The organism is Acetobacterium malicum subsp. dehalogenans DSM 11527 (assembly GCF_000472665.1).
Lineage (GTDB): Bacteria > Bacillota > Clostridia > Eubacteriales > Eubacteriaceae > Acetobacterium > Acetobacterium malicum.
This window is the reverse complement of the sequence record NZ_AXAC01000015.1, coordinates 44,354-69,991: the sequence shown is the minus strand read 5'-3', so window position 1 is coordinate 69,991 and position 25,638 is coordinate 44,354. Positions and strand designations below refer to the sequence as shown.

Below are 25,638 nucleotides of genomic sequence, written 5' to 3'. Positions count from 1 at the left end.
AAGGTTAATGCTGATTAGTTATACTCCAGCGTTCTTTGCTCAAAAATGTCATTAATCCCAGTCTGGCCTCATGCACGGTGGGATAGCCCTCGTTTCGGCCGGAGAAATAGCGATAGGCGTCATTCCATTCCTGGACGGCGAAAATGGCTTTGTCGATTTCAAGCAGTTCTTTTAAGATATCGACAGCGTAGCGGTCATGCTTTATTTGAGTCAGACAGGTAAGGTTTAATTTATTGGCCAGGTCAGCTAAGAGTCGGTTAGGGCGGTCATTGCTCATAGTGGTTTTCGCTCCTTTTTTTAAATACGGTTATCAATCAGACCGGGAATTTACAGGGAAAAAAGAGGCCATCGCAAGATGTAGCCTCTTTTCCAGATGTTAGATAATGGGGATAATATGGGGTGTTTTTTACAAGGTCTGGCTTAATTGATCAACGGTGACAATGGCGGCATAGACATCATCTGCGGTGACCGGGAAGGGCATGTTATGGATCGTTTCACCGGCAACCGAAGCCGCCACGGCAACTTCACGCAGTTGTGCCTCCGTTGCCTGCTCGGCATTGAGTTCGGCCAGGGTGGTTGGCAGGCCAACGCTGCGGCAGAAATCCAGAACTTCGCTGATTTCGGCCAGTGGCGCATTCTCCAGCACTAATTGGGTCAGGGTGCCGAAAGCCACCTTTTCGCCATGATAGAGGTGATGGCAATCTTCCAGCACCGTTAAACCATTGTGGATGGCATGAGCCCCGGCCAGTCCGCCGCTTTCAAAACCGATACCGCTTAAAAAGGTGTTGGCTTCAATAATTTTTTCCACGGCAATGTTGGAAACATTGCGTTCCACCGCCAATTTGGCTTTTAAGCCGTCGGACAACAGGGTGCGATAGCAGAGTTCAGCCATCGCCATCGCCGCATCGGTTGGTTGGGCCCCGGCCATGGTGGTGGCATTGGCCTGATAGGTGGCCCGGGCTTCAAAATAAGTGGCTAAAGCATCACCCATGCCCGAGACCAGCAGGCGCACTGGAGCAGCGGCAATAATTTCGGTGTCCATCAGGACAACGGTGGGGTTGGTCGGTAATAAGAGGTATTCGTCAAAAACCCCTTCTTCGGTATACAATACTGCCAGGGCGCTGCAGGGGGCATCGGTTGAGGCGATGGTTGGGACAATCATCACCGGTTTTTTCATGTGGAAGGCAATCGCTTTAGCAGTATCCAGGGTTTTTCCGCCGCCAATACCGATAATTAAATCGCTCTGGCTATCCTGTGCCAGCAGCTGCAGGCGACTGATTTCCGGCTTGGAACATTCACCGTTAAATTTTGCCGCGGTGTAATTGATGGTCGAATTGGCAAAGCTTTCGGCCAGGGTTGCAGTGGTCATATTCATTACGAATGCATCAGCGATGATAAAAGCCTGTTGACCGTAATCCTTTGCATAAGTTGCAATTTTTTTCATTTCTCCCGGTCCTTGAATATATTTTCCAGGACTGATTACAATTTTTGTTGCCATGTTTGTCTCCTTTGATTTGAATTGACAATATCATAACAAACTCAAATCGACAATGACATAAAAAATCACGGCAATAGTCTACACTAATCCGTTCGCAGGGATATTATTTGAATAAAATCAGCAAAATTTAGCAACTACACGCAGCAGACTAATTAATGGCATACTTTTCCCGATATTCGCTGGGGGGAATGCCGACGATTTTTTTAAATACCCGGGTAAAGTAATTCGGCTCCTGATAGCCAAGTTCCAGAGCAATTTCCGTGACGGTGAACGGCGTCTGGGTTAATAAGGCTTTGGAGGCTTCAATCCGGGTTTGAATCAGGAAGTCGGTAAACGAGATCCCATATTTTCGCTTGAACAGCCGGGCGAAGTGGTCAGGTGAAAGGTTCATGTAATCAGCGATTTCCTGAGTTGATATTTTTTGATAGTAAAAGCGCTGGAGGTAGGCCAATGAATAGAGAAAGGGATCGTCAACCGGAAAAGCTCTTTCCCGAAGGATGGTTTCAAACAGCATATCAAAGACTTTCAGAAAATAGGCGCTGGACTCGGGATACATCCGAAACAAACTGTTGTGATAGTTTTTGACGGCCGCCTCATCAGGAAGCGTTAACTCCAGTTCGGTAAAGGCCAGCATCAGCTGGGTGCGGAAAGCGGCTTTGCTTTTTTTGTTCCATTCATAAAAGTCTTTGACCAGATAGAGTAACCGTTTCTTGGCGTTTTCATATTCCAGTTTTTTCATACCGGTCACAATCGCTGCCAGATTTTTGAGCAAATCGGCATCGGGATCGGCAGCCGGGGTAGTGAGCACCTGATGCTCCTGCTGCCGGACGATGACCCGCTCGCTGATGTATTTCCGCAGGATATCCAGAATCCGCGAACATTTGGCGATGGTTTCATGATCCATGCAGTGGATGGCGGCGTATTTTGCTTTCATTTCGCTGTCAACAATGCAGAGGGTGTTGGTGGTAATCTGGGTCAAATCGTGTTCTAAGGGGGTGTTGGTGATGATCTGGCCGGCCAGGATATTGCCGATATGTTGGCCGTTGACAAAAATCGGCGCGGCAAAATCGACCAGGCCGGCATGACATTTATAGATACTGATGTCACCTTTTTTAGCGGCGATCTTTCCGCCAATGCCGTCAGAACGACAGCATAAATCGCCTTGGGTGCGCATCATCGCGCAAAATTCGGAAGCATTTGACAGCTTTGACAGCTGGTTGCCTTTTTTATCGGTAATGACGGCGGCCAGGCCGGTCAGATTGCAAAAGTCATCCAACATTTTTTCAAGTTCAAGCTGTTCGGTTTCAAAAAGTCTGTTTAAAATCAATGGTTCCTCCGGCAATTGAGATTTGTTCTGCTAAATTTATCAGAATAAGCTTTGCCTTGTCAATGGAAATAAAAAGCCATTTAAGATAAGAGCTGGCAGCGGCAAGTAAACCAGCGCAGGTTAAACACCTCAAAACTGATCAGCGCCGAGCCGGAAAATTTACGATCTTTTGAATCCTTAGCCTGACTGAAAAGAGTAAGGCTTGCAGTGTTGCAAATTTTGTGAGCCATTCTCGCTGGTCCTGGCGCACCGTTTAAGTAGTTAAAATAATGGTATACAGTCAATAAAGAAATAAACGGAGGTGCGCCATGACAAGCACGGCAAAAAAAGCATGGGCTAACACGGAGCAAAGCCCCAGACCATTGATTAAACCACCGATAAAAATCCCCTTATTGCTGCGGATCGGCTTGTTTATCGCCAAAAAAGAAACCGGCAAAGACCGGCTGCCGGCACGGCTGTTAACCTGGTATCCCCGCGCCGCGATCGGGTCCGGGGTGTTGGAGATGATGACCGCAAAAGGGGAGAACGCGCAGGAGCGGCGGTTGCTCAATCTGGTCAGACTTCAGGCCTCGTTGATCTGCTCCTGCACATTCTGCATTGACATGAACGCCGTCGGGATCGTCAAGAATAGCATCACCGACGAAGAGCTGGCCGTTTTACAGGGGCATCGGGCGGTCCAGTCAGTTGATAGCTTCAACCTGCGTGAGCTGCTGGCGCTGGAGTATGCCATCAGCCTGTCAAGCACGCCGCCGGATCTGTCCGATCAATTCATTAAAAACCTGACACGTGAATTTACGGAAGCCGAAATTGTGATGTTGGCCAGTACCATTGCCAGTGTCAATTATTGGGCCCGACTGAATCAGGGTCTGGGCATCCCGCCAGCCGGATTCAGCGATCGCTGTTTACTTTATCGCCAGGATGAATAAATTAAACGGGGACCGAAAATGGTCCGTTTGGGGATAAACGCTTTCCCGGATAATCAGCACCAAGTGATCGGTTTGTAGCTAAAACAGGGTTGGGTATTAAAATAATTAAACAAAAATAATTAAACAAAAGGAAGGTGCTATTTAATAGTCCCTTCCTTTTGCGTTTTAAATGATTGCTGGATCAGCCTTATTTCAGCCGCTCTGGTGTTTTACTTTAATTGGCGGCGTTCACATAACTGTCAAAGATCGTCTTTGACTGAGCAATGGCCTGCATATAGTTTTGTAAATGATTGAGAGGATACTGGGTATAGCTCATTTTCACATTCCCCCCGGCAGCCAGCATTTTTTGATAGGCGTTTTCGGTTACTGAAGCCGGGATTAAGCCATCCTCGGATGAGGTCAGAAAGGTGACCGGCATTTGTGGCACCCAGTCATCGGTATTATTCGCGGCAATGTCCGCAGCAACCGCACCGTCTTTGGCACTGGCCAGGAAAGCCGTGGTAAACATGTTGTCAGTCGCTTTGGGATAATTGGCAGCCAGGACAATCAGCGGGGTGGTAGGGTTGGCGAAGTTTTTTTCGACCCGGGTATCATAGGGTTTATTAAAAATAGTATCCATAGCGCCCCAGTCGTAAATCTGCTGATAGGCATAAACCGCTTTGGCGCAAACCAGGCTGCCGCCCGGCCGGCCGTCCATGATGACACCACCGGGGGTTTCCAGAAAGTTATTCATGGCGGCATTCATGTTATAAGGCCCTTCCATAAACACGGCGGCAGTAACCGGATACTGGGGATAGTCGTTTTGAATTAACTCCGCTAGGGCTGATACCGCTTGACCGCCTTCTGAATAGCCCGACAAAAAGAGTTGACCGTTGGTGGACAACTTTAATTGATCCAGTAAATGACCGGTAGCAATCAGGATGTCCACACCGTTGGCGGCTTCACTGTCAGCGTATAAATACTCGCTGGGATAGCTCAGGCAATTGGGTTGGCCGGTACCGACATAGTCAGAAATGGCTACCACATATCCGTCACTGGCAAATGCTCCGGCCAGCGTATTGGATTCTCCGGAAGCTTTTTGAATACTGACACTGGGGGCGGTACCATTGGTCATGATCGTGGCATGCTGGTAAACCAGTAGCGGCATTGGTGTTGAAGCGGTTTTTTCGGGAATGAGAACAACCCCGGAACAGGGTATCTTTTCACCGGCGTGATTAATCGTCACATATTCAATAATATAGGAATTTACCGGATAGTCAGGGGAGCCAAGCTGTTCCATCGACCATTGGGCCGATTCTGCGGTGGTGCTTTTTCCTAATTTTTCCAGAAAAGCGGTTGATTGTCTGGGGGAAAAGGTCTGATAAAATTCATTAAACAGGAGGTCGCCACGGTTGGCAGAGCTGACATCGTAGGCAGCCCGGGCCTCAATGGTCTTTAATGTTTTACCAGAAAGGGCATGAAGAACAAAAACCAGCAAAGAAACGGCAATGAGCAGCAAAAACAATTGAAGAAAAATCTTTTTGGTAGATTTCATAACGGCCTCGTGTTGACATAAATTGATCTCAAAATTAATGATCTTGTCAATAATATTATTTTACATTAACTTTAAACTAGAATCAATATTATTTTAATTTAATTGATCGCTGCAAAGAAAAGGTGAGAGAAGCAGGAATATGCATCGAAAGCGGCGCTTTTGCTACGAAAATATCGGCAAATCACTAGGGTACTTCACCTAATCTTCAGATAAGCTTCAAACGATCCACAAACTGTCATATTACAATAGCTACATGAAACGAACATTGAAATTTGAATGACTTTAGGAGGTAAGACGATGACGGTCAATCAGCCCCAAAACAAACCGGTCAGTAGCTATGAAAGTGAATACATGGACACCCTGAGAACCTTGTTTAATGAAAGCAGCCAGATCGAAGCGATCCGCTATTTTTTAAATACAACCTATCTCTATTTTAAAGCGGACAATATGAAAAAGCGCCAGCCCCAGGTGATGGTGCTGGGCAGTAGTATTCCCGAAGAACTGATTTATGCCGCCGGGGCCAAACCCTTTTGGATCCTTGGTGGCAGTCTGGGAACGGTGGCCTGGTCCGATGATTTAGTCCCCCGGGACACCGATCCGGTCAGCCGCTCGATGCTGGGATTTCTGTTAAATGATCACTTTGATCTGGGCGCAGCCGCCCTGATCATCATCCCGATCACCTGTGACAGTAGCCGTAAAATGGCCTATCTGCTGCGGGCGGCCGGGAAAAAAGTGGTCACCGTGGATATTCCCCCGGACAAAAGCGATCCCCTGGCCGGGCTTAAATGGCAGGGTCAGATGGAGCAACTGGGCGAAAAACTGGCGGACCATACCGGGCGGCGGCTGTCGAAAAAGAACCTCGTCCAGGCCACCCAACTGGTCGAAACGGCCCGGAAACTGATGCGCGATTTTATCCAGGTCTGTCGTCAAAAGGACGGCCTGATCTCCGGCGCCTTGCGGATGGCGGTGCTTAATTCTTATTATTACACCACCGATCTCAAAGGCTGGTGCGGCCATTTGCGCAAACTGAATCTGGAACTGCTGGCCAACCGCCAGGTGATCTCGGCGGCCGCCACAAGCAAGCCCAAAGTTTTATTGATGGGCTCACCGGTGGTGTTACCCAATTATAAGATTCCCTTTCTGATTGGCGACATTAGTCTTACAATCGGGGCCACTCTGGACAGCAGTATTCAAAAAATATACGCCAGCAGCACCCGCCACAAAGCCAGTAAGCGAGATCCCTTTTCCGCCATCATCGAGACCCATTACCGCTATGATTGCTCAGCCGCCTACGCCCAGAATGAGATGCTTTATCAGAGTGCCCGCTGGTATCTGGAGCAGGGTGGGATTGAAGGGGTGGTCTTTCATGTGCTGAAAGGCCAGATTGAATATGATTTTGAACTGGAACGTTTTGAACAGCTGTTTGGAACTGCAAATATTCCGGTATTTAGGCTGGAAACCGATTATCAGTATCAGGATGTGGAACAATTACGAATCAGAATGGAAGCATTTATGGAAATGTTAGCCCATAATCGCTATTGTGAGGAAAAAAGAGCCGTATGAAAAAAAACGATCTCACTATGAAAAAAATATTTACCCCTGCGGTCTTGCTCGTTTGCGTAGTGCTGACGCTGCTGTCATTCTCTGCCTATAATCTGGTGTTTTATCAGTTCAGTACTGATGCCAGCGGCTACACGATGACCACCGCAGTCAGTGCCGAGGCGGAAGCCAAACAGACCAGCACTACCGGCAGGCTATACTTCAGTTATGACAATAACCAGGTTACTTTAAACACCGTTAGTAATCAGGACGCAGCTGCCGCAATGATTTATGCGCTCAGTGTTAACGGGGTTACCGAAATGACCGCCGATAATATGGCGGTGATGAGCCCGGATTATTTAGGTAGCTTTATTGCCACCCTGCCGCAACAAAGCACCGATCTTGATGGTGATGGCACCGCCGAAGCCCTTTATCTGGCAGCCAAAACCGATATGGAATTTACCCAAGGTTATATGCCTAATCCGCCGACCTTTGAACATGAACTGTTTCCGCTGGAAATTATTTTCACCGATCGGACAACAGTCAGTGTGCAGTTTGATGGTGAGCCTCTGGCCGATCAAGCCGTGACGCTAACCTCGCAGCGAAGCGGGACAAGCCAGGTAACTACCAATAGCGAGGGGGTTATTGAAGGCTTGTCACTGTTGGATATTCGCAGCGGCATCACGGTTACCTATGCCGCAGACAATGGTGACAACGTCTATCAGATGAGTTATCAGGTTGAAGACAACACTCTGTTTTCCAACCGATATCTGGCGGCATTGACGCCGTTTATGATCATTGTACTGCTTTCGGCCGTCGGCATCATCCTGTGTCTATGGCTGCGCCGCCGGATTGTCACAAAAGATCCGGTAATGGGCCGCTTTGCCAATGGGCGAATGAGCTTGGGGCCGGTGGGGACGATGAAGGGTCAGCGGAAATTCGGATTCATGACGATACGCTGGAGCACCATGATTGTCAGCTTCTTTGCCTTGATCTATGGCGGTAAACTGCTGGGCCAATGGGTTGGCAATATCGAAATTCCGATTTTTGCCTGTCCCATCAATCAGGATCAGCTGATTGCCAGCAGTTGTTATACCCTGGCCCATTTAAATTCCCTGGTCAATATGAGCTGGGCTGAGATTGGCATCTTTCTGGCCTCGCTGCTGTTCTCAATTGTGGTTCTGGGCCGCTTTATCTGCGGCTTCCTGTGCCCGATGGGACTGATTCAGGATCTCACCCACGAAACCCGGCAGGGTCTAAAAATTGAAGGATTGTCCTTAAACGAAAAACTTTACAGCCGTTTAAAACCGATCAAATGGACGCTGTTGCTGTTATTTCTGGGACTTAGTTTTGTCGGCGGCAATTTTTGTGACATTTGCCCGGCGATTACCGTGTCTCCGGCCTTTGCCGGCTTTAAGGTGTCGCTTTTTTTAGGGGGCTTCTTCATGATCATAGTGCTTATCGGCAGCTTTTTCAAACGTCGGTTTTTCTGCAATATTTGCCCGCTCGGTTATTTAATCGGGTTGGGACACAAGATTTCGCTGTTTCGCATTAAAAAAGACTGTCAGGCCTGTACCGAATGCGGGGCCTGCTACGAAGCCTGTCCGATGGGGATTAAAACCATCTATACCGAACGGGAAAAGACCGATGTTACCACCGTCGACTGTATTATGTGCGGCGAATGCATCGATAAATGCCCGGAAAACAAAGCACTGTCGATGAGTTTCGGCGGCTTGAAATTTTACCGGGCGTCCCGTAAGACCTTTATGTCCGGTCATAAAAAAACCGAAAAGAAATTGAAACGTTTTATTAAGAAAAGAGAAAAAAATGAGTCTGATCAAGAATAAGAGAAATAGTCAGGAAGACAATCAAGCCGATCCTAACGGCGTCGCTGAAAACAAAACAAAAGAGCTGACGGCCATGGAACAACGGCAACGCCAGCGCTTTATTGATAAAGCCACCAAGGTGTCGGGTAAATATCTGCGGCGACTGGAAGAATTACCCGGCGCGCCAGCAGCCATGCAGCCATTTTTCAAGGTTCTCAGAGACATCTATGTTGAGATGAAAAATGTCGAAAAAGCGGCCGAAACAAAAATTGTCGGCACCTATTGTGTGATGGTGCCTCATGAACTGATTTACGCCGTCGGAGCCCAGCCAGTAAAATTATGCAGCGGCAGTTATACCGCCTTTGCGATTGGCGACGATCTGGTGCCTCGGGATGCCTGTCCGCTGATCAAAGCGGTGATGGGTTTCCAGGCCATGGAAGTAATGCCGATTTACGAAGACTGCGCCCTGATGGTGGTGCCGATCACCTGTGACTGCAAAAAGAAAATGGCCGGGATGTTAAAAGAAATGGTCCCAACTTATTCGCTGCACGTGCCGACGTCTAAAAGTGATGACACCGATATGGAGCAGTATGTTCAGGAACTCTACCAGCTGATTCCGGAGCTGGAAGCGGTCACCGGCCAGACCATTACCTATCAGGGTCTGGCCAAAAGCATTGATCAGATGGGTTTTGCCCAGTACGAAATGTCGAAATTCAATGATTACAAAAAGCACGTTCCGGCCTTAATAAAAGGGACCCATGCGATGGCTTTAATGAATGCTTTTTCGTACATGCCGGTGGCACAGTGGAGTCAGCAGCTGCACCTGCTTAACCGGGAATTGGCCCGGCGCAAAAAAGACAGGCAATTTGTCAGTAAAGACAAGCAGCCCCGGATTATGGTTACCGGGTCACCGATTATATTCCCGAACATCAAAATTCCGCTGCTCATTGAAGAAACCGGGGGCATTCTGGTGGGGGACGAAACCTGTATGGGCGAGCGTTCGATTTATGATCCCACCGTCGTGGTGGATCAAAGCTTTGACGGTTTAATGCGCTCCCTGGCCAACCGCTACACCCGGCCTTGCACTTGTCCGACCTTTGTCGACAATGACCAGCGGATTTACCGGATCAAACAGATGATAGCCGACCACCAGGTTCAGGGCGTGGTGTACCACGTTTTGCGGGGCTGTTTGGTTTACGATTTTGAGTACCAGACCCTCGAAGACGAGCTAGGTAAACTGGGAATTCCGGTGGTCCGAGTCGAAAGTGATTATAATGAGGAAGATATTGAACAATTGCGGATCCGGATCGAGGCCTTTATTGAGCTGATCAAACTGAAAGATCTGGCCGCGCGGCCGAAAAAAGCGGAAATAGCCGATTGACAGGATAACGCTGAACGGCTGTCCCGACCAATTGTTAAGCTTTTGTTTGCTGCAATGCGGACAACATCATGTAATAAGTGGTCGGTACGGGGTTAGGTTTTGAACGAGACGAGAAAACAGGAGAATAACATGAACAGAAATTATTACGCCGGATTAGACGGTGGATCAACTTATACCAAGGCGGCATTGATCTGTCAGAACCAGGTGGTCGATGCGATGGTCACCAATACCGGGATTGATAACAATGCCTCAGCCAGTGCCTTGATTGAAAAAATGTGTAGCCGCCGGGGGATCAGCCGTGCTGAAGTACGCTATACCATGGCCACCGGTTACAGCCGCAAGGTCTTTGACATCGCTGATGACGATATTTCGGAAATCACTGCCCATGCTTATGGGGTGCGTTTAACTGCGCCCCGGGATTACCGGCCAGGGATGATCATTGATATTGGCGGCCAGGACAGTAAGATCATTTATCTTGACAAAAATTATGCTGTCAAAAACTTTACCATGAACGATAAATGTGCTGCCGGCACCGGTAAATTCATGGAGGTCATTGCCCAGATCCTGGAAACCACTATTGATCAGGTCGGCCCGCTGTCGTTGGAAAGCAAAGCGCCCTGTGACATCAACAGTACCTGTGTGGTCTTTGCCCAGTCGGAAGTGGTCTCGCTGGTGGCCCGGAAATATGACCGTCGGGATATACTGGCGGGGATGCATTTATCGATGGCCAAACGGATCATTAAAATGATGAAAAAAGCCGAAAAAGGCGGCGACATCCTGATGACTGGCGGCGGTGCCCTGAACATCGGGGTCCACAAAGCTTTTGAAGAAGAGATGATGCGTGATGTCTATGTGGCCAGATATCCGCAGTTTAATGGGGCCATCGGGGCGGCGCTGATTGCCAGCGAGAGGGCCTGATGATGACAGTTGCATTACTGATTCCAGTGCTGGCCACAGCGCTGTCGGTAGGGCTGGGCTGCGGCACCTGCTGCAGTCCGGTGGTTACAGTCTTTTTGTCCAGCTACATCATTACCCACGCCGGCGGGATGAAAAAATCACTGCTTGCATTTCTCAGCTTTTTTATTGGCAAAATCGCAGCAGTGGTGCTGTTGTGTACCCTGGCGGCGTTGGTTGGTAGTCAGTTTATTGACGCCGCTGGTTATGTGTTCGGGGTCAACCTGAGTCTGATTATGGAGCTGGCGATGGTCGCCCTGGGGTTAGTGCTGATTGTCAAATGGCTGATGGATTTTAAAAAGCCCCAGTCTGTCGGCAACTGTTCCGGTTGTGCGGGGGGAAAAAAAGAACGAAAGGAGGAAAAAAAAGGTTTGATTCCGCTGTTTACAGCTGGATTTGCCTACGGAGCCTCCCCCTGTGCCCCGTTACTGCTGATGATGGGGGTGGCGGTTACTTTGCCGGTTGCCACTGCGGCTCTGGTTGGCGGCGTGTTTGCCGCCGCCAGCACCCTGACCCCGGTGCTGCTGATGGTGCTGCTGTCGGGGGTCCTTTCAGCAGCGATTGTCAAAGAAATCCCCCAGCAGCTGCAGTGGTTTCGGCTCGGTAGTTACGTATTATTAACCCTGTTTTCCGTCGGGGCAATGTTCAATCTGATATGAGAAGGTATTTAAAAACGAGGTGTTTAAATGAAAATCAAGATTATTAAGCAATTCGGTGCGGCCATTGCGGCTTTGCTGATTGTCTATGGGGTGGTGGCCACGACCTACCGCAGCTATGAACAGGTATTGGCCGCCCAGGTGGAAATTCCCCCGGCAATTGTGGTCAAGAATACTGTGGCGGATGGTGAAACCGAAAGTACCGTCACAACAGTCGCGGCCAATACCGCCAGTGTGGCCGCAGTAACCACCGAAACGGTCACTGCGACTGTGCCTGAAACAACGACGGTGGCAATCGCTGTGGAACCGGAAACTCCGGTTGTTGTGGCGGCGGCACCAGTCGAAACCCCGGCGCTAGTCGAAGCAACCCCGGCCGTCACGGAACCGGTAGTCACCGAACCCGAACCCGATGTCCCCAGCCTCAGCGAATTTATGTCCCAATTGCGTTGCGGCGGTTGCGGTAAAAACTGTTCATTGCTTAACCCCCGCTGCGGCGTCGGCAACCAGAAAGCCCAGCAGGCCGAAGCTGAGTATTATGCCACCTACAGCTAACCCCTCTCTCCAGGACCAGTAAATGCGCTGGTCCTGTTTTTTATGAAGAAAAAATTTCCGCGGATGAGGTTAAGAATTTAGTCATTGACAAAGAGCGTCGGTGGGTATAGAATAACGATAGAACATATGTACTAATTTAGAAGGGGCTGGATTAAGCAGGTGAGTCATGGAACGGATTATTTTACACTCGGATATAAACAGCTTTTATGCCAATGTAGAATGTTTATATCATCCTGAAATCAGAGATCTCCCGGTGGCGGTGGGCGGAAATCCGGAAAAACGCCATGGGATTATTCTGGCTAAAAACCAGAAAGCCAAGGAAGCTGGGGTCAAAACCGGGGAAGCGTTATGGCAGGCCCGGGGAAAATGTCCGGGGCTGGTGGTGATGCCCCCCAATTATCAATTGTATCTGCGCTTTTCCCGGCTGGTCCGGAAGATCTACAACCGTTATTCTGATCAGGTGGAGTCCTTCGGCCTCGATGAAGCCTGGCTCGACGTCACCGCTAGTGCCCGGATTCACGGTAGCGGCTTGGCCATCGCCGAAAAAATCAGCCGGGATGTTCAGGAAGAACTGGGGATTACCGTGTCGATCGGGGTTTCCTGGAACAAGATCTTTGCCAAGTTTGGCTCAGACTATCAGAAACCCAATGCCATTACCGTGATTACCCGGGATAATTATAAAAAAATTATCTGGCCGCAGGAAGTCGGAGATCTCCTCTATGTGGGTCCGGCCACCAAGAAAAAGCTGATAAAATACGGCGTTTACACGATCGGACAATTGGCCGAAACATCCCTTGATTTTTTGGTGCTTCAATTTGGTAAAATAGGGGCGGTGTTATGGCGGTTTGCCAATGGTCTGGATGACAGCCCGGTCAAATCCTTTGATGAGCATTATAACGGCAACGAACGGATCCTTAAAAGCATTGGCAACAGCATCACCACTCCCCGGGATTTAAAAGACCTGAAGGATGTCAAATTGATCATCTATATGCTGACTGAAAGTGTAGCGATGCGGTTACGGGAAACTGGTTGTTATTGTCTGACCGTGGCTATCCATGTGCGCAACAAAGAATTGCATAGCTTCACCCGGCAGCAAAAACTGGCCAAACCCTCAAATCTGACCCGGGAAATCGCCGAAGCGGCCATCGCACTGTTTGAAAAAAATTATGATTTTAGCTCGGATATCCGCTCCATGGGGGTGCGGGTCACCGATCTGGTGCCGGACTCAACCCCGATTCAGCTCGATCTGTTCGGCAATGAAGAAGTTCGGGTTCGGCAGGCCCGGCTTGATGAGACGGTCGATGACTTGCGCAAGCGTTTTGGTAATCTGGCCCTGCGGCGAGCCGTCACCATCGGCGATTCGATGAGCGGTCTGGACCCCAAAAAAGATCACATCATCCATCCGATTGGTTATTTTTAAAGGAGGTGTTAGAGAATGGCGATAAAAAAATTTGTCCAGGTGATTGCAAAATTTGAAGAAGATGGCAGAATTATTCCCCTCCAGGTGTTATGGGAGGACGGTCGGGTTTTTGACATTGACCGGGTTCTGGATATGCGCCCGGGGGTTTCCTTGAAGGTCGGCGGACAGGGGATTCGTTATACCTGTCGGATCCAGAATAAGGAAGTCTGTCTCTATTATGAAGAACCCAAATGGTTTGTCGAAGGCAAGGAAAGATAGGGAATAAAGCCGGATGCGAAAAATAGATAAAGAAAAAAGAATCCTCATCGTGATGATAAAAATCTATTGCCGAAAAAAACATCGATCACAAGATCTGTGTGAGGAGTGCCGGGCCCTGTTAAACTATGCCTTGAACCGTCTGGATCATTGCCGTTATGGTGCAAACAAGGGTTTTTGCAATCACTGTCCAAGCCCCTGCTATAATCAGGCGAATCAGGCGAAGATTCGAAAAGTGATGGGTTTTAGCGGACCACGGCTGATTTTTTATCATCCTGTCATGGTCATCAGACATCTGCTGTCGTAGTGCGACAGCAGGTGTTTTTTTTGTCAATTTTGCGATTCAGCCATCGCCCAGAAATCCTGCAAAGCTTTTTCCAGCTCGGCCGCATTTCGGATCCGGCGATGGGGAAACCACTCCCGGGGAAACAGCTGGCGATAGCTGGGGCTGCTGAAGCGTTCATCAATCAGGACGATTACGCCGCGGTCGGTTTCGGTCCGGATCACCCGTCCGGCGGCTTGGAGGACCTTGTTCATGCCGGGGTAGAGGTAGGAATATTCATAGCCGGCGTGGTTTTTCTCATTAAAATAATCGCGGATGATGTCGCGCTCAAAACAGATCTGGGGCAGACCCACTCCGACAATAATGGCGCCGATCAGGCCCTCGTGCTTTAAGTCCACGCCTTCGGAAAAGATCCCGCCCAGCACCGCAAAGCCCAGCATCCCGGCCGGGGCAGCACCGGGTGCCAGTCGGAACTGAGCCAGGAACAGCTCCCGGTCCTCCTCATTCATTTCCGGAGCCTGCCGGATGGTGGCGACCTCCGGGTAGCTGGCGCTAAAAATCTCAAACACTGCGTTCATATATTTATAAGAGGGAAAATAGACCAGATAGTTGCCCGGTTGTTGCGCCAATACTGTTTTGATCCGGTCGGCAATGACGGGGTAGGTTTTTTCGCGGTTCCGGAAGGTGGTGGAGATGGTATCGGCGATCAGCAGTTCCCGGTTTTTGACATCAAAGGGCGAGGGCAGGCTGATCTTATAGCTGTCGGGGTCGCCGCCCAGAATTTCCGCAAAATAGTCCAGCGGCGACAGCGTGGCGGAAAAAAAGATCGCCGCCCGCCCCCGTTTGATGGCTTCGTTCAGCAGGTGGGAGGGGTCCAGACAAAAGAGCTTTATTTTGGTATCACCGTTGCCGTTTTCCACATAGGTCAGAAAGCGGTCGTCGTAAAACTCGGCGGTACGCATAAAGGTCAGGGCGTTGAAATACAGTTCTAGCAACTGTTCGTGGGAGTCGTTGCCCTCGTTTTTGACCAGCCATGCTTCAGCCAGATTAATAAACGTAAGCAGTAGCGGTAAAAAATCTTTGGGCGCCTCCGACTGGCGATAATGCTGGCTGGTCTCAGCCAGTTTCCGTAGCCCGATCATATGGGTATTGAGTTTCCCCAACGCCTTGGCGATGCCGGGATCGCTATCCTTAAACAGGCGCTTCAGCTCCAGGAATGGTTTTTTATAAAGCTCCGCCGAAAACATCGAGCGGGCCCGGTCCACCAGATTGTGGGCCTCGTCAATCAGAAAGGTGTAGTCGCCGCCGTTATCGGTAAAAAAGCGCTTGAGATAAACCCGGGGATCAAAGACATAGTTGTAATCACAGATCACGCAGTCACACCAGAGCGTTAAATCCAGGGAAAATTCAAAGGGGCAGACCTGATGCTTGTGGGCATAGTCTTCAATGAGTGGCCGGGTCAGGCGGTTTTCCTGCTCCAGCAGATCAAGAATAGCGCCGTTGACCCGATCGAAATGACCCCGGGCGTACTCGCAGTGATCGGGATCGCAGATGGTTTCGGCCTGAAAACAGATTTTATCCTTGGCGGTGAGGGTGACGCTTTTAAAAGCCAGCCCCTGCTCCGCCATTTTGGCAAAGGCTTCCTCGGCTACCTCCCGGACAATGGTTTTGGCGGTCAGATAAAAAATTTTGGCCGTATGCCCTTCAGCCATTGATTTGATAGCGGGAAATAGGGTCGACATCGTTTTCCCGATTCCGGTAGGAGCCTGAACAAACAGTTTTTGCTGTTCGGCAATGGTTTTATAAACCGCCACCGCCAGTTCCCGTTGGCCCCGGCGATAGCTTGCAAAGGGAAAATCCAGAGCCCTGATGGCAGTATTTCGCTTCGCCACCCAGTCGCTGGTCAGACGGGCCCAGATCAGGTACTGATCGATCAGCTCGTAAAAGAAAGTGGTCAGTTCGGCTTGGTTAAAGACTTTTAGAAACTGCTTGATCTCATCGCTGTCCAACTGAAAATAGGTCAACTGAACGCTGATTTCCGGCAGCTCATTCTGGACGGCGTAAATAAAAGCGTAGCATTTGGCCTGGGCCCAATGGGTTTCGCTGTAATCGGCGTCGATGGATTCCAGGAGCCGGTTAGTAGACTTGATCTCGTCGACAATAATCCCGGTCGCGCTGGCGATGATGCCGTCGGCCCGGCCTTCGATCCGGAAGTTGAAACCTTCATAGGCGAAGCTGTATTTTAGCGATACCTCGGGGGTATAGCCCTTGTCCCGATTGTCCTTCTGAACCTTCTGGTGGGCTCGGGTTCCTTCCAGAGCGCTGGCGTTGCTGATGAATTGGGAGTCGATATTTCCGGAACGGAGCATAAACTCGACCAGATTTCGAACGGATAGTTTTATTTCGGGTTGATTGATCATCGTTTCACCTGTAATTTTTTTTGATAGCGCTTTGATAGTTTCAATTTTATGCTAAAAGGCGGAGAAAGTATAGCAGATTTGCCGCCAGTTTATGATCGGGATGAATCGGTGACTATTGCCGCAGCAATAGGCTGGGCAAATGATCAGAATCAGAGTAGCTCAGCCGATATTGAATTAGAAACAGGCATGCTTTTTTATAAAAATAGCTTAAAGAATGCTTAATTATTAACTTGTTTAGATTCTAAATGTTAAGAAATTTGGGCCTTAAGCACCAGAAAAATTAAATTTTGATCGTAATTTAGGGTCGTTTTAAGGCTGCTTTTTTATTTAAATGCATTTAATCTATTGCCTGTCCAGGGGTTTTATATAGAAAAATTGATTCGTCAATCGTGATTAGAGTCCAGCTGTCAATGTGATGGATAAAAGCGAATATTAAACATCAAGATCATTAAACAGGTGCATTTATTTTTGGGAATAGATAAAAAAATTAAAAAGATCGGCGACCGATATCAGAAGCAGGATAAAAAGCACTCTGTCTTTTAATTGAATTCGTCTACAAAGATATTAAGGTTACCCGAATAATAATCATCAAAATCACGCGATTCATTTTTAAAATGATTTGTTAAATAACGAACAATATATTTCTTGCTTAGTAACTTGTTTGAGAAATAACAAACAAGTAAATGCAATATATTGCCACAGAAAGAAAAAATATTGACATAAATAACGGAAGATGTTAACCTTATGAAAATTATAAAACAAACGTGCACAAATTAGGTTTTAACAAAAAAATGCGTGGCAATGATTAAAGGAGGTCAAGAAAATGGAATTTGGACTAAGAGAATGGAAATTAAGTGATGCGGAAAGCATTGTGCCCCTGGCCAATAATGAGAAGATAGCCGGAAATCTGAGAAACACATTTCCCTATCCCTATACTCTGGACGACGCTCATCTTTTTATTACTAAGAGTATTCACCAAAACAAAAGAAAGCATTTGAACAAAGCGATCACAATCGACGATTCACCAGTCGGAGCAATCAGCCTGCTGATGCAGGAAGATGTTAGTTGCAAAAGCGGAGAACTGGGATTTTGGTTAGGCGAACCCTATTGGGGAAAGGGGATCATGACTCAGGCGATTAAGCAAATCTGCGAAAATGCTTTTAAGGAGTCAGATATGGTGAGAATTTATGCCCGCCCCTTTGCTGAAAATCAGAAGGCCAGAAGAACCATCGAGAAAGCCGGATTTGAGTTGGAAGGTATTTTCCAGAAGAGTATTTATAAAAATGGTAAACTCCAGGATTCCTGCATGTATGCGTTGACAAAATAAAATCATCGCAGCGTACCGTGGCTTGAGGAATTCAGTTGGTTAAACAGATATAAACAGCCGTCGGTGTCATCGAAAGACAAGATAAGTCAAACAAAAAGAACCTCTCAGGAGGTTCTTTTTGTTTGGGAATAAATTAGGTGTCAGGAAAAGCGGGAAAAGAGGTTTAATATATGTTTTTCGGGGAATATTAGATACAGGCAGTAGCTTTTCTTCAGATCAGGGGAGATAGCCATAAGTATGTCCACTCAATTTTTGATTATTGCGCAAAAATTGAGTGGACATATTTTGTAAAAAAATGAAAAAGATAATAATCAGTAATTGATGGATGACGGAACAGCAGGATTAATAACTGGGGGGATAACAAAAAAAACATAAATTATCAAATAAAAATAAAAAGTAAACGAGTACAGAACCATTGCAAATAGATTAAATGTTAAAATTTACTAAAAAAACCATTGACAGTCTTAATGAATACAAGTACAATGATGTTGAAAAAGCAATAGTAATTACAATTTTATTTACGGTTTACGAAAAGCACAAGGAGTCAGAGAATCTTTAGGGCCTCCCTGGGGGTGTTTTAATAATGAAGAAAGGCATTATCGAAAGGATTGCACGCTAAACTGAAAGCACAGTGCAAAATAAATCCCGGGAGTAGGAACGACTGGATAAATTAAACAAGCGTTAATTGTCGGAATATGGGGACTGACTGTTCAGGTATGAACTGCGGACAGTCATTTAAGAAGGAATTGTCATTGTTATCTTGTTATTGTTATTAAGTATTAAACTAAGAAGGAGTAAGAATTATGAACAAGCCATTAAAAAAGTCTGCCATTAATCTTTACGGATTGCCATCATTTGGATTTCAGACTATGGTCAATATCGAAGTTATGTTTTTCGCAGCTTTCCTTACTGATTTTGCCAAAATACCACTGGCATTAGTTAGCACCATCTTGCTGGCAACCAGTATTGCTGATATTTTGGCAGTACCCACCGCCGGGGTCATTTTAGAAAAAAGCAACATGAAATGGGGTAAATACCGTTCATGGCTGCTGGTTGGTCCACCCGTTGCGGCACTCTTTTATATTCTCCAGTTTTCGCAACTTGGCGGAGCTGCAGAGATCAGTGCCGTTATCATTTTTATCGGTTTTGTTGTCAGTCATCTGGTCTGGAATACTTTTTATGCCGCCCATATTTCGATGAACAACGCCCTGACCACGGTCCGGGAAGAACGAATCTCCATGGCCAGTAACCGGGGGATGTTCAATGCTGCTGGGGCGCTGGTATTTTCTTACTTTGGCGTAAAAGCCATTGCCGCCATTGGTGCCGGCGTTGGTAGCCCGGTTTTAGGTTATACTATTATGGCCGCCATCACCGGTGGTATTATGATCACTTGTAATATCATTTATTTTATCCTCACTAAAGACTATGCTCAAAACGGCTGCGAAGCGCAGGCCGGCAAACCAGCCGAAAAGATGTCAGTTGGTGAAATGTTCAAACAGATTATTGTCAATCCGCCACTGATTGGCTTGATGCTGGTGGAACTGGGGCGATATTTAGGGCGCTTCATTATTTTCGGAATGGCGTTTTATTACTTTAAATATGTCATCAATGATTTACCCGGACTGGCACTGTTCATGACTGGATTAACAATTTCCAGCTTCTTTGCCGCCATGATTGCGGCACCAATTGCCAAACGATTGGGTGAAAAAACAACCTACATGTTGGCTCTCAGTCTGTTAGTTGTCGGCTTACTGCTGGTATGGTTCATGCCACTTGAAGCTACTGCTTTCAAAATTATTATGTTCGTTGCTTACATTGGTTATGGTTTGCCAGATTCTCTGGGTGTTGCCATGTACTCTGCAACGGTTGATTATGGTGAGTGGAAAACCGGCAAAAATGCCCGTGGGTTCATTATGTCACTGATCAGTTTTCCAATTAAAATTTCCGTCTTTGTCCGTTCGGTTATCATTGCCGCGGTTCTTGGTTCAGTTGGTTACGTCGCCGATATGGCCGTAACTCCAGAATTAGTTCAGGCGATTAAAAACGGGATCGCTTTATATCCTGCGATCATCATGGTTATCGGACTCGTGTTAATGTTTGGATTGTATACCTTAACACCAAAAAGAATGGCTGAAATGAGTAAAGAAGTCGCTGAACGACGACAGGCACCATTGGAATAAATCTTATTTTGAACCGGAGCGTTGCACACACACCGCTCCGGTATGAAATGCTGAATTCATAAAGATAATAAGGAGAAAATTATGTCAAAAATTGAAGAAGTCAAAGCAAAGGTCGAAGCTGGAAAGTCAAAACTGGTCCCCGGACTGGTCCAGGAGGCCCTGGATGAAGGTAGTGCCCCAGGCGAAATTCTTCAGGCAATGGTCGATTCCATGGGCGTGGTGGGGGAAAAATTCTCATCCGGCGAAATTTTTGTCCCAGAAATGCTGATCGCCGCCAAAGCCATGTCTAAGGGCGTGGAAGTTTTAAAACCACTGATGGCTGGCGACGGCTCTGCCTCACTGGGTACCTGTGTTATCGGTACGGTGGCCGGCGATCTTCATGACATCGGTAAAAATCTGGTTTCGATGATGATCGAAAGTGCCGGTTTTGATATGGTTGACCTCGGTGTGGATGTTCCGGCCGATACCTTTGTTCAGGCCGTTAAAGATAACACCAATGTCAAACTGGTGGCCTGTTCTGGTCTGCTGACCACGACCATGCCAGCCTTAAAAGAAGCCGTTCAAACCATTAAAGCAGCTTATCCGGATATGAAAGTTATTGTTGGCGGCGCTCCGGTAACACCAGAATACGCAGCTGAAGTTGGTGCTGACGGATACGCCCCGGATGCCGGAAGTGCGGCCGTTAAAGCTAAAGAACTGGCAACAGCGTAAAAGGAGAGAAAAATGTTAACAAAAAGACAGAATTTAGTGGAAGTGATGAAGGGTGGTAATCCGGATCGCTTTGTCAAACAATATGAAGCGTTTGCGTTAATGATGAAAACTCCGATTACCCGTTTAAAACCACCAGTGGGTGGGTCGATCGTTAATGAATGGGGAGTTACTCTGAGCTGGCCGGAAGGGCAGTTAGGTTCATTCCCGGTTCATGACAAGGAGCACATTGTCATCAAGGATATTACCAAATGGCGGGATTATGTTAAAGCTCCCAATCTTGATTATCCTGATGAAGCCTGGGCGACGGCCGTTGCTGATGCCAATGCGGTTGATCGGAATGATCAGTACGTTACGGTGTTTGTGGCACCGGGATTGTTCGAACACGTTCATTATCTGATGAGCATGGAAGAGGCGTTAATGGCCTATTATGAAGAACCAGAAGCGATGCATGAACTGATTGACTACCTGGTCGATTTTGAACTGCGTCTGGCCAAAGAGTTTATCAAGCATCTTCATCCCGACGCGGTTTTTCATCATGATGACTGGGGCAGCCAGATTAACTCCTTTATTTCACCAGCTATGTTTGAAGAATTCTTTGAACCGGCCTATAAGAAAATTTATGGCTATTATAAGGAAAACGGTGTCGAACTGATCATCCATCACAGTGACAGTTATGCCGCTAATCTGGTGCCATCGATGATCGAAATGGGCATTGATATCTGGCAGGGAGTTATGAACACCAATAACATTCCGGAACTGATCAAGCAATACGGCGAAAAAATTACCTTTATGGGTGGTATTCACAGCGGCCTGGTGGATTTCCCAACCTGGACCCCGGAAATCGTGGCTGAGTATGTTGAAAAAACCTGTCAGGAAAATGGCAAACTGCATTTTATCCCATCACAGACCTCGGGTTTACCAATTGACTCATTCCCGGGTGTTTATGAAACCATCAATAAAGAAATCGACAAGATGTCAGAGAAATTGTTCTAAATTAAATAATCACCAGTGACGTATCTTCCCAAAGGAAGGAGTCACAGATTCGTCCCCAGAAACAGCGGGAATTATTAATGGATTTTCTGAAAAAAGTTCCAATAAATAATCGCCGCTTTTGGGGACGATTTCTTCAATTTGGAAAGGAATCAAAAATGGCCGATAAGTTAAAGAAAAGTGTTATTTATCTCTATGGTTTGCCTTCGTTTGGCTTTCAGATTTTTATTTATGTCGAATTGATGTTTTTTTCGGCATTCCTGACCGATGCCGTCAAGATGCCGGTGGCGCTGGCGGGGTCAGTTCTGATGATCACCAGTATCTTCGATCTGATCTGGGTGCCGGTGGCCGGGATCATCCTACAAAAAAGCAATCTCAAGTGGGGTAAATTCCGGTCGTGGCTGCTGATTGGCCCGCCGGTGGCCGCCGTGCTCTATGTGGTCCAATTCCTCAAAATCGGCGATCCGATGACCAATGCTATCACCGCCTGTGCTGGCTTTATCGTTGGCCATCTGGTTTTTGATGTTTATTATTCCGCCCATATCGCCATGAACAGCGCCCTGACAGACCGGGTCGACGAACGGGTTAAAATGTCCGCCAACCGCGGGATCTTCAACGCCCTTGGCTCATTGACCTTCTCCTATGTCGGGGTCAGAGCGATCCAGGAGATCAGCAAAGCCCTGAATGATCCGGCGTTGGGTTACACCACAGTAGTTATTATGGTTGCTCTGTTTATGGTCCTGTGTTACTGGATATTCTTCTTTTTAACAAAAGAATATGCGTTCCGGGGAACCGTACCGGTAACCCAGAAAAAAGAAAGTATGTCGATTCCGGAAATTCTCCAGGAGTTATTCCATAACCCACCACTGATCGGATTGCTGTTAATCGATCTGGGCCGCTATGTCGGCAAGTTTGTTGTGCTGGGTCTGGCCTTCTACTATTTTAAATATGTTCTCAATGATCTCCCGGGAATGGCTATTTTCATGACCGGTCTGACCGTCGTCATGCTGGTTTCGGCCACCCTGGCGACCACCGTCTCAAAAATATTCGGACCGCGGAAGGCTTATGTCGGGGCCTTATGCATCTTCATCGCCGGCTTGCTGATTACCTGGCTGGTGCCGATGAGTGCCACCGCTTTCAAAATCGTCATGCTGATATCCTTTATTGGCTACGGCTTGCCAGATGCGCTGGTGGTCGCAATGTATGCCACCTGTGTTGATTACGGGGAATGGCGCACCGGGAAAAATGTCCGTGGTTTTATTATGGCCCTGCTGACTACCCCGATTAAAGTTGGGAACTTCATTAAAAGCGTCATTATTACCACCGCTTTGGCTTCGGCCAGTTACGTGGCCGACATGACCCCGACCCCGGAACTGATCCAAGCCATTAAAAACGGGTTTTGTTTATACCCGGCATTAGTGATGATCTTTGGTCTGGTGGTCTTTGTGATCCTGTCACGAAAACTCAAAGACATGGAGAATGATCTGGCGGCCCAAAAAGCATCGGCAGAAAACTAGAAAAAGCGCTTTAATTTTTACAAAAAAATAAAAAAAGTTTTTGTTTTTTAAATTATAACGAGGTGCTTTTATAAATTGCCGGAGTAAAATAGACAGTTCTAAAAAATACATTAGCGTTTTGCAATATTCTTGTTATAAAAATGACAAAAACAGAATGATAAAAAAATCGATTTTACGAATAGGTTTTAAGGAGCTCTGAACAGTGAAGCTGTTCAGGGCTTTTTTTTATACGTTTACAGAAAATAAGTGTTAAGATTTGTAAAAAAAGAAAAAGTGTAAAAAATGGCCAAAATATACGAGCATAACTAGGATGAACGTTAAAAATATAACAAAATATTTCTAGTATCAAACTTTGTTTGAGAAATAACAAACAAGTAAAGATAATAAATTGTCTCAACATAGAAAAATATTGACATCGAGAATAAAAGATGTTAAGCTATGAAAAATCTGTATATACATGTGCACAGGATGTTCGTGAAAAATTAACCGTAGCGTGTTGGCTCAGATTTAAAAAGGTAACTCAGAGAATAACGAAATTATTTTGAAAAGGAGAAAGACAAGATGAAAACAGATGTACAGATCGCACAGGAAGCTAAATTGCAACCGATTGCACAGGTGGCCGAAAAATTGGGGATTACCGGAGATGAGCTGGAACTTTATGGCAATCATAAAGCCAAGGTGTCCCTATCAGTATTAAAAGACAACCAGGACAAACCAGACGGCAAGCTGATTCTGGTAACCGCCATTAACCCAACCCCGGCCGGTGAAGGAAAAACCACCACCAACGTGGGTCTTTCCATGGCCCTGAATTATATCGGCAAAAAAACCATTACCACCTTGAGAGAACCCTCACTGGGACCATGCTTTGGCGTCAAGGGTGGCGCTGCCGGCGGCGGTTACGCTCAGGTCGTTCCGATGGATGATATCAATCTTCACTTTACCGGTGACTTCCATGCCATTACCTCGGCTCATAGTTTGCTGGCGGCCCTGCTGGATAATCACCTCCACCAGGGAAATCTGTTAAACATTGATTTGGATCGGATTGTCTGGCGCCGGGTTGTTGACATGAATGACCGGGCCCTGCGGATGATCACCGTCGGTCAGGGTAGCCGGGCCAATGGAGTGGAACGGGAAACTGGTTATGACATCACCGTGGCATCAGAAATTATGGCGATTCTCTGTCTGGCCTCCAGTCTTACTGATCTCAAAGAGCGACTGGGCCGGATGATCGTGGCTTATAACACCGAGGGCAAGGCAGTGACTGCCGCTGATCTTGAAGCCACCGGTGCCATGGCTCTGCTACTTAAAGATGCTATCAAACCGAATCTGGTTCAGACCCTGGAAAATACCCCGGCTTTTATTCATGGCGGTCCGTTTGCCAATATCGCCCATGGTTGTAACTCCGTACTGGCCACCAGAACGGCTTTGAAACTGGCCGATTATGTGGTTACCGAAGCTGGTTTTGGTGCCGATCTGGGCGCGGAAAAATTCTTTGATATCAAATGCCGTTATGCCGAGCTTAAACCCAATGCCGTGGTTATTGTGGCTACTGTCCGGGCTTTAAAAATGAACGGCGGGGTGGTTAAAACCGAATTATCAACCGAAAACGTGGCGGCCGTGGAATCAGGCAGCGCCAACCTGATCCAGCATCTGGAAAATCTGCAAAAATTCAAGGTACCCGTAGTCGTCGCCCTGAATAAATTCCCGACAGATACCGAAGCAGAATTTGCTGCTGTTAAAAAGGCCTGCGAAAATAAAAATGTTAAGGTGATCCTTTCAGACGTCTTTTCCCAGGGGGGCAAAGGCGGCGAAGAACTTGCCCGCGAAGTGGTCAAACTATGTGATATGGGTGAATCTCAATATCAACCGCTATACCCGCTGGAACTGCCAATTGAAAAGAAAATCGAAACTATTGCCACCGAAATTTACCGGGCGGATGGCGTCGAATATGAACCGGAAGCAAAAAAACAACTGGACGAGATTGTTGCCCTGGGATTTGATCACCTGCCGGTCTGTATGGCAAAAACCCAATACTCCTTCTCCGATGATCAGACTCTGTTGGGAGCCCCTCAGGATTTCAATATCCATGTCAAAGAAGTACGACTATCGGCCGGAGCTGGATTTGTGGTCGTAATCACCGGTGCCATTATGACCATGCCGGGTCTACCCAAAGTGCCGGCTGCCAATGGAATGGATATTACCGAAGACGGCGAAATCATCGGTTTGTCCTGATCACTCTAAAATAACGATTAAAAACGCAGACTGCTTTATTGTGGGTCTGCGTTTTTTTGTGAAAGGGTCGCGAAAAAATGATTTTAGGTGCGAAATTTGTTTGCTAATCG

Annotated in this window: 22 protein-coding genes; 17 read left to right on the top strand and 5 right to left on the bottom strand. The window is 47.3% G+C overall.

What is annotated here, in order from left to right:
- Positions 1 to 4 precede the first annotated feature (4 nt).
- The 3 genes from A3KS_RS0107250 to A3KS_RS0107240 all read right to left on the bottom strand — a co-directional run bounded on the left by A3KS_RS0107250 (position 5) and on the right by A3KS_RS0107240 (position 2,825).
- Positions 5 to 277: a hypothetical protein gene (locus tag A3KS_RS0107250; protein WP_026394349.1), complete on the bottom strand. Its 273-nt coding sequence runs from the start codon at positions 275 to 277 to the stop codon at positions 5 to 7.
- Between the two features lie 129 nt (positions 278 to 406).
- Positions 407 to 1,498, bottom strand: coding sequence for a glycerol dehydrogenase (locus A3KS_RS0107245; RefSeq protein ID WP_026394348.1), 1,092 nt, complete (start codon positions 1,496 to 1,498; stop codon positions 407 to 409).
- Between the two features lie 148 nt (positions 1,499 to 1,646).
- Positions 1,647 to 2,825, bottom strand: a complete 1,179-nt coding sequence (locus A3KS_RS0107240; RefSeq protein WP_026394347.1) for a PocR ligand-binding domain-containing protein — start codon at positions 2,823 to 2,825, stop codon at positions 1,647 to 1,649.
- A 308-nt stretch (positions 2,826 to 3,133) separates the two neighbouring features.
- Here A3KS_RS0107240 and A3KS_RS20485 point away from each other — a divergent pair, with 308 nt between their 5' ends.
- On the top strand, positions 3,134 to 3,751 hold the full coding sequence (locus tag A3KS_RS20485; RefSeq protein ID WP_051355732.1) for a carboxymuconolactone decarboxylase family protein: 618 nt from the start codon (positions 3,134 to 3,136) through the stop codon (positions 3,749 to 3,751).
- 214 nt (positions 3,752 to 3,965) lie between these two features.
- Here A3KS_RS20485 and A3KS_RS0107230 read toward each other — a convergent pair whose 3' ends face one another.
- On the bottom strand, positions 3,966 to 5,285 hold the full coding sequence (locus A3KS_RS0107230) for an alpha/beta hydrolase (RefSeq protein ID WP_026394346.1): 1,320 nt from the start codon (positions 5,283 to 5,285) through the stop codon (positions 3,966 to 3,968).
- 297 nt (positions 5,286 to 5,582) lie between these two features.
- On the opposite strand from A3KS_RS0107230, the gene A3KS_RS0107225 reads away from it, so the two are divergent.
- The 9 genes from A3KS_RS0107225 (at position 5,583) to A3KS_RS0107185 (ending at position 14,175) form a co-directional block, all read left to right on the top strand.
- Positions 5,583 to 6,848, top strand: coding sequence for a 2-hydroxyacyl-CoA dehydratase subunit D (locus A3KS_RS0107225; protein ID WP_026394345.1), 1,266 nt, complete (start codon positions 5,583 to 5,585; stop codon positions 6,846 to 6,848).
- A complete protein-coding gene (locus tag A3KS_RS0107220) occupies positions 6,845 to 8,671 on the top strand; it encodes a 4Fe-4S binding protein (protein ID WP_026394344.1) in 1,827 nt (608 codons plus the stop codon). Before A3KS_RS0107225 ends, A3KS_RS0107220 begins: the two co-directional genes overlap by 4 nt.
- On the top strand, positions 8,652 to 10,031 hold the full coding sequence (locus A3KS_RS20480; protein ID WP_051355731.1) for a 2-hydroxyacyl-CoA dehydratase subunit D: 1,380 nt from the start codon (positions 8,652 to 8,654) through the stop codon (positions 10,029 to 10,031). The genes A3KS_RS0107220 and A3KS_RS20480 overlap by 20 nt, the downstream gene beginning before the upstream one ends.
- A 129-nt stretch (positions 10,032 to 10,160) precedes the next feature.
- Positions 10,161 to 10,949: an acyl-CoA dehydratase activase gene (locus A3KS_RS0107210; protein WP_026394343.1), complete on the top strand. Its 789-nt coding sequence runs from the start codon at positions 10,161 to 10,163 to the stop codon at positions 10,947 to 10,949.
- Complete coding sequence (locus tag A3KS_RS0107205; protein ID WP_026394342.1) at positions 10,949 to 11,644, top strand: urease accessory protein UreH domain-containing protein; 696 nt, start codon at positions 10,949 to 10,951, stop codon at positions 11,642 to 11,644. The genes A3KS_RS0107210 and A3KS_RS0107205 overlap by 1 nt, the downstream gene beginning before the upstream one ends.
- Before the next feature lie 27 nt (positions 11,645 to 11,671).
- Entirely contained in the window at positions 11,672 to 12,193 is a 522-nt protein-coding gene (locus A3KS_RS0107200) for a hypothetical protein (protein ID WP_026394341.1), read from the top strand.
- Positions 12,194 to 12,359: 166 nt separating this feature from the next.
- On the top strand, positions 12,360 to 13,613 hold the full coding sequence (dinB, locus tag A3KS_RS0107195) for a DNA polymerase IV (RefSeq protein ID WP_026394340.1): 1,254 nt from the start codon (positions 12,360 to 12,362) through the stop codon (positions 13,611 to 13,613).
- Between the two features lie 15 nt (positions 13,614 to 13,628).
- Positions 13,629 to 13,871: a hypothetical protein gene (locus tag A3KS_RS0107190; RefSeq protein ID WP_026394339.1), complete on the top strand. Its 243-nt coding sequence runs from the start codon at positions 13,629 to 13,631 to the stop codon at positions 13,869 to 13,871.
- A 13-nt stretch (positions 13,872 to 13,884) separates the two neighbouring features.
- The gene (locus A3KS_RS0107185; RefSeq protein ID WP_026394338.1) at positions 13,885 to 14,175 is read left to right on the top strand and encodes a nitrous oxide-stimulated promoter family protein; all 291 of its coding nucleotides are present in this window, start codon (positions 13,885 to 13,887) and stop codon (positions 14,173 to 14,175) included.
- 23 nt (positions 14,176 to 14,198) lie between these two features.
- Here A3KS_RS0107185 and A3KS_RS0107180 read toward each other — a convergent pair whose 3' ends face one another.
- A complete protein-coding gene (locus A3KS_RS0107180) occupies positions 14,199 to 16,571 on the bottom strand; it encodes an ATP-dependent DNA helicase (protein WP_242834747.1) in 2,373 nt (790 codons plus the stop codon).
- A gap of 48 nt (positions 16,572 to 16,619) precedes the next feature.
- On the opposite strand from A3KS_RS0107180, the gene A3KS_RS23450 reads away from it, so the two are divergent.
- From A3KS_RS23450 to A3KS_RS0107145, 7 genes are all read left to right on the top strand, one after another.
- The gene (locus A3KS_RS23450; protein WP_156913220.1) at positions 16,620 to 16,793 is read left to right on the top strand and encodes a hypothetical protein; all 174 of its coding nucleotides are present in this window, start codon (positions 16,620 to 16,622) and stop codon (positions 16,791 to 16,793) included.
- A gap of 601 nt (positions 16,794 to 17,394) precedes the next feature.
- Positions 17,395 to 17,898 (top strand): GNAT family N-acetyltransferase, encoded by a 504-nt coding sequence (locus A3KS_RS0107170; RefSeq protein ID WP_026394336.1) that lies wholly within the window; start codon positions 17,395 to 17,397, stop codon positions 17,896 to 17,898.
- An 803-nt stretch (positions 17,899 to 18,701) separates the two neighbouring features.
- Complete coding sequence (locus tag A3KS_RS0107165; protein WP_026394335.1) at positions 18,702 to 20,078, top strand: MFS transporter; 1,377 nt, start codon at positions 18,702 to 18,704, stop codon at positions 20,076 to 20,078.
- A gap of 81 nt (positions 20,079 to 20,159) precedes the next feature.
- The gene (locus A3KS_RS0107160; RefSeq protein WP_026394334.1) at positions 20,160 to 20,789 is read left to right on the top strand and encodes a corrinoid protein; all 630 of its coding nucleotides are present in this window, start codon (positions 20,160 to 20,162) and stop codon (positions 20,787 to 20,789) included.
- Positions 20,790 to 20,801: 12 nt separating this feature from the next.
- The gene (locus A3KS_RS0107155) at positions 20,802 to 21,782 is read left to right on the top strand and encodes a uroporphyrinogen decarboxylase family protein (protein WP_026394333.1); all 981 of its coding nucleotides are present in this window, start codon (positions 20,802 to 20,804) and stop codon (positions 21,780 to 21,782) included.
- A 155-nt stretch (positions 21,783 to 21,937) separates the two neighbouring features.
- Positions 21,938 to 23,296 (top strand): MFS transporter, encoded by a 1,359-nt coding sequence (locus A3KS_RS0107150; protein WP_026394332.1) that lies wholly within the window; start codon positions 21,938 to 21,940, stop codon positions 23,294 to 23,296.
- A gap of 561 nt (positions 23,297 to 23,857) precedes the next feature.
- The gene (locus A3KS_RS0107145; RefSeq protein ID WP_026394331.1) at positions 23,858 to 25,528 is read left to right on the top strand and encodes a formate--tetrahydrofolate ligase; all 1,671 of its coding nucleotides are present in this window, start codon (positions 23,858 to 23,860) and stop codon (positions 25,526 to 25,528) included.
- The last annotated feature ends 110 nt before the right edge of the window (positions 25,529 to 25,638 follow it).